The following is a 5,438-nucleotide window of genomic DNA, read 5'->3' on the forward strand; positions in this document are numbered from 1 at the left end:
CAGCACCCCCGCTCCCCACCGACCCGCCGCACGTCGAGGACGTCGACGACGTCGAGGACGCGGGCCTTCTGACGGTCCCCGTCGGGCGAGCCGACCGGATCCTCGCGATGGTCGAGGTCCACCGGCCGCCAGGCGCAGCGCTGTTCACCGACCAGGACACCCGGTTCCTCCACTCCGTCGCCGCGGTGCTCGGCTCGGCGGCCATCCGCTTCCGGATGGAGAGCGAGATCCGCCACCGCTCCCTGCACGACGGTCTCACCGGGCTGCCGAACCGCACCGCGCTCCTCGATCACCTCGACCGGGCGCTGCACCGCGCCCAGCACAACGACCGGCAGATCGGGGTTCTCTTCGTCGACCTCGACGGGTTCAAAGCGGTCAACGACACCCACGGGCACCGCAGCGGCGACGAGGTGCTGCGGACCGCCGCCGCCCGGCTGGTCCAGGCGGTACGACCCGGTGACGTGGTCGGCCGGCTCTCCGGCGACGAGTTCGCCGTCCTGTGCGAGGACGTCACCAGCATCGTGGATCTGGCGGCGATCGCCGACCGGGTACTCGCGGCACTGGCGATACCGAGCCGGCTACGCGAACGCTCGATCGTCCTCACCGGCAGCATCGGCCTCGCCCTGTCCGGCTCCCTGCTACGCGACGGGGAGCAACTGCTGCACGCCGCCGACATCGCGATGTACGCCGCGAAACGAGCCGGCCCGGGACAGCGCGTCGCCTACGACCGGACCATGCGCACCGGGCTGATGGACCAACTCGGCCATGCCGACACGCCGCGGCACGCCCCGAACGCGAACGACCTGACCACGCTGCAGGTCGCCGCGGTGTCGACACTCCTGCACCGCAGGCTCTGACGCTTGTTCTGCGCGTCGATCCACCGTCGCACAGTCCCAGCAGACACAGCACCGACGGTGGCAACGAAGCACGACCAGGACCACAAGATGGGCATCCGGGACCGCGGGTACGGGAACTCGGCGCACTCGGCGCACTCGGCGCGGAGGATGTCGCCGCCTGTTACGACCTGCAGGCCAATGCCTTCGTCACCAAACCCGCCAATCTCGATCAGTTCACCGAGGTCGTCCGCAGGATCGACGAGTTTTTCCTCATCGAGGCCCGCCTTCCCATGGCTGACCAAAAGGAAGGAAATCTGTAACCCTTCAGCCTTCACGCCTCGACCGGAAATCAGCGACTCGACACCTGACCCGAGGGTGATATTCCACGACCACCACGACGGTCCCGGCTACCCGGCGGGAGCCACGGCGACCACGACCGCTTCGGGTTCCTCGCCCACCGGCTGGGCGGGGGCGATCCCGTTGTCCGGCGACAGCGACGGCTTCCGGCGCCGGGCGGCCGGGATGATCATCGGGGTGGCCGTCTCGGGGTCCGGGATCACTCGGCAGGCGAGGCCGAAGGTCTCCTCGACCAGCTCCGCGGTGACGATCTCGGCGGGTGGGCCCTCGGCGACGATGCGGCCGGCGGCCATCACGACGAGGTGCGTCGCGTACCGGCAGGCCTGGTTGAGGTCGTGCAGGACAGCGACCAACGTGCGGCCGTGGTTCTCGTGCAGGTCCGCGCACAGATCCAGCACCTCGAACTGGTGGGTGATGTCGAGGAAGGTGGTCGGCTCGTCGAGCAGGAGGATCGGCGTCTCCTGGGCCAGCGTCATCGCCAGCCAGACCCGCTGGCGTTGCCCGCCGGAGAGCTCGTCGACGAACCGGCTCGCGAGATCGGTGACGCCGGTGACCGCCATGGCGTCGCGCACGACCTGTTCGTCGCGGGTGGACCACTGGCGCCAGATCGTCTGGTGCGGATACCGGCCCCGGCTGACGAGGTCGAAGACGGTGATGCCGTCCGGCGCGATCGCGGTCTGTGGGAGCAGACCCAGGCGGCGGGCGATCTCCTTCGACGGCAACGACGCGATCTGCGCGCCGTCGAGACGCACCGTGCCGGCGGTCGGGCGCATCACCCGGGCGAGGGCGCGCAGGAGGGTGGACTTGCCGCAGGCGTTGGGACCCACGATCACGGTGAAAGCGCCGTCGGGGATGCGCACCGCGAGGCCCTCGGCGACGATCCGCCGGTCGTAGGCGAGGGTCAGTTCCTCGCCGAGCAGCCGGGCCGGCGGGCGACCGGCGCCGTCGGAAACCGACGAGCCATCCGCCACCGCCCCCTCCAGCGCCGGCCAGGGCTGGGCGGACCGGGCCGCCGGGTCGTGGCGCCGCCAGGGTGCGAAAGCCACCCGTCCTCCCCCGTTGTCGGGCTGCAGTTGCCGGGTCCGGGCCGCCGACGGTGGCGCCCGCGCCTCGCGGATACCCCTGGCGACCAGCCGAAACCCCGGAATGTTTGGTTAGGTTACCTTCAATTAGCGTCGACGGCGACCTGATCGCCGAGGCGCACCGTCCCGGGCCGCACGACCCGGGCGACGACGCCCAGGATGATCCCGTTCGGACCGCGCCGGCGGGCCAGCGCGCGCAGGCCGTCCCAGTCCGGCGTGCCGGTGTCGGGTGAGCGGGTGATGACGACGCAGCGCCCGAGCGGCTCGGTGACCGTGACGACGAGCTCGCCGATCCCGACGCGGCGACCGACCCAGGTGTCCTCCTCGAACGGCGTGGTCCCGGCGACGGTGACCGTCATCCGGAAGCGGCGCAGGTCCCTGCCGGCCGAGGCGGCGTCCGCGACCAGGTCCACGGAACCGGAGCCGAGCATGGTCACCGGGCCCTCGTCCCAGCCGACGCCGATCCGTTCTGCCAGCACGAGGTGCACCGGCTGCCCCAGGTGGTCCGACAGCGCCTCGGCCGGCGGCCCGGGAACCACCCGACCAGCCCGCCGCTTGCCGAGGAACGTCCCAGCGGCCTGCTGATCAGATGGTGTCAGGGGCCCCTCGACGACCGAGCCGTCGGGGAACTCCAGTGCGATCCGACCGGCTGCCAGGTCCAGCTCCGGTCGGACCGAACCCAACGCCGGAAAGTCGCGCAAGGTGACGATCTTCCCGGCAGGGGTGATCAGGAACAGCCGCCGGTCCTCGGCGACCCCGTCCGGCCCCACCGCCAGCTCTGTGCGGGAAAGTACGGCTAGAGCCTTGACCGGTGCGATCGCCAGCCCACTCACGATGAGCGTCAACCTCACCCTCCATCCTTCTGGACACCCGAAATCCACAGAATATGGCCCAGATCATGGACAAAATCCATTCATGAGTTGTTCGAGTCGGCTGCGCAACGTCCCGATTAACAATCCATAAGGTGCGTCCAACTTGATCTGAAGGTTTCTCTACGGCAGAGCCGCCGACCAGGTAGTCACCCTCTACCGGGCCGCCGGCTGGGACTCCGCACGCCGGCCCGACCGGGCGTAAGGGGGCGGCGAGGTGGGCCGGACCCGGCCGGCCGGTCACGAAAGGGCGGCCCGTGCCCACCCGGGTCGCAGCACTCGGTCTCCGCGGGTGGCTGCGGCGGCCGGCCGCAGCGATCCGCTGCCAGGGCTGGGCCTGGGCGACGAGTTCGCGGCTACGGCAGTGGCTCCACGCCGAGGGCTGCTCATGGCCGCGGTCAACGGCGCGAGCAGCGCCACCTCGACGGCCACCGGGACACAACTCCGACGCGGGGGCAGGATTCCGCCTATGTCCAGTTCTGATAATTATTGCCGCTGCAGGGCAGGGTGTACGCCTGATATCCGGTTCCATTAGGGCTGCTCTGATTGCTGTCCAGGCATTTGCCCGTACCCGCATTGCGGAAGGCCTGCCCGAAACGGGTGCTCGACGCGAGCTCCCACTGCTGGGCGGCTGACCCGTCACAGGCGGTCGCGTACAGAGAGTCCGGCAGTTTGGCGCCGTCCGCGGTGTATCCACCGGCATTGCTGGCCAGGCAGGTGCCGGTGTGGACGTTGCGGAGCCGGAGCCCGTCGCGGATCCACTGCTGCCATTCGCCACCGTTGCAATCGAGCGTGTAGATCCTCGCGCCGTCGCTGTCGAGGCAGAAGCCGGTCGCGGTGTCGACCCAGGTCTTGCTCGCCGACGGAGCCGGGGCAGCCGCCGGTGCCGGTGCGGGCGCTGGATTGCCTGAGGTCACGGCCGGTGGCTGTGACCTGGGTGCGACCGGTAGGGCGCCACCGGCGCGCCCGGTCAGGGCATTGCCTGCGCCAGGAGCCGCGCGCCCGGTCAGGGCATCGCCGGCGGCGGGAGCCGCGCGCCCGGTCAGGCCATTGCCGGCGGCGGGAGCCGCGCTCCCAGGCGCAGCGTTGCCGGCGGCGGGCCCGGCCGCCGGGTCCGACCCGGTCCCGGTGGGGAACGCCGCCGGCGTTGTGGGGCCGGGTTCGGCGGTAGCCGAGGATGCCGCTGTGGTCGACGGTCGGGCAGATCCCGGGTGACTGACCGCCAGTTCCTGACTGGGGTCCGGGTCCGACTCGTTGCTTAGCTCGAGCTTCAACGCCGTCGCTCCGAGAGTGAGGGCCACCGCCACGACGGCGACTATGACGGACACCCGTCGCCAGCGGTGGCCGTGCGTTCTGCCGGTGCCGGTGGTGGCCATCGGGCTGTCAGGGCGGCCCGGCACCAGCCCAGGATCCGACGTCACAGGGTCCGACGTTGCAGGGTCCGACGTTGCAGGATCCGGTGGCGGAACCGCAGCCCACGGACGAGCAATGTCGGCCGGGCCCGTGGCGGGCGGCGGCGATGTGAGCGGCGGCTGGGCAGGTCGGTCCGCGAGGCTGGGCTGGAGCCCGCGCAGGTCCGCCGCCCCGGGCCGGTCCCCTGGATCCTTCGCGAGCATGGCCGACATGACGGCCCACAGCGCGTCGTCGAGGCCGGGGGGACGACCGGGCAGAAGATCGACGTGGGCGCGCATGACGGCCAGCGGCATAAGTCCGGCGAACGGTGTGACCCCGCTGACCAGCTCGTAGAGCATGATGCCGGCGGCGTAGACGTCCGCGGGCGGACCGACCTCACCGCCATTGATCATCTCCGGGGCCATGTAGGTCGGCGTGCCGAGGACACCCTGGCTGCTGGTCAGATCGGTGGAGCCGTCCATCACGGCGGCGATGCCGAAATCGGTCACCTTGGGGTGCAGCGCCGGGCCGGCGCTGCCGAGCAGGACGTTCGCGGGTTTGAGGTCGCGGTGGACGATGCCGAGGTCGTGGGCGACGCCGAGACCGGTCAGAATGTCGACGGTCAGGGCGACCGCCTCCGCTGGGGACAGGGTTCCCCGGGAACGCAGATACTGGCGCAGGTCGGAACCCTCGATGAAATCCATCACAATGGCCAGCCGACCGTGTTCGGCGACCAGATCCCAGACCTGTACCACGAACGGCGACTGAATGCGGGTGAGTACCGATCGCTCCCGCATGAACCGGGCGACTATTCTTTCGTCGGTGGTGAGTTCCGGCAGCAGGAGCTTGAAGGCAAGGACTTGGCCGGACTGGTCGTGCCCACGCCATACCTCCCCCATCCC

Annotated in this window: 4 protein-coding genes and 1 pseudogene; 1 reads left to right on the plus strand and 4 read right to left on the minus strand. The window is 70.5% G+C overall.

All coding sequences use genetic code 11. From position 1 onward, the window contains the following. The coding region (locus tag NBZ83_RS29745) for a GGDEF domain-containing protein (protein WP_261576278.1) at positions 1-857 on the plus strand (857 nt) is incomplete at its 5' end. Here the strand turns inward: NBZ83_RS29745 and NBZ83_RS34420 are convergent. The 4 genes and pseudogenes from NBZ83_RS34420 to NBZ83_RS29760 form a co-directional block, all read right to left on the minus strand. Then, positions 857-976 (minus strand): annotated as a pseudogene (locus NBZ83_RS34420) (IS200/IS605 family transposase); the annotation flags it as partial. The gene NBZ83_RS29745 and the pseudogene NBZ83_RS34420 overlap by 1 nt on opposite strands. A gap of 267 nt (positions 977-1,243) precedes the next feature. Next, a complete protein-coding gene (locus tag NBZ83_RS29750) occupies positions 1,244-2,239 on the minus strand; it encodes an ABC transporter ATP-binding protein (protein ID WP_261569552.1) in 996 nt (331 codons plus the stop codon). Between the two features lie 119 nt (positions 2,240-2,358). Next, a complete protein-coding gene (locus NBZ83_RS29755; protein WP_261576279.1) occupies positions 2,359-3,126 on the minus strand; it encodes an MOSC domain-containing protein in 768 nt (255 codons plus the stop codon). Between the two features lie 485 nt (positions 3,127-3,611). Then, positions 3,612-5,438: serine/threonine-protein kinase (locus NBZ83_RS29760; RefSeq protein WP_308203842.1), on the minus strand; the 1,827-nt coding region annotated here is incomplete at its 5' end.

It is taken from the genome of Frankia gtarii (assembly GCF_025403375.1).
GTDB classification, from domain to species: Bacteria; Actinomycetota; Actinomycetes; order Frankiales; family Frankiaceae; genus Frankia; species Frankia gtarii.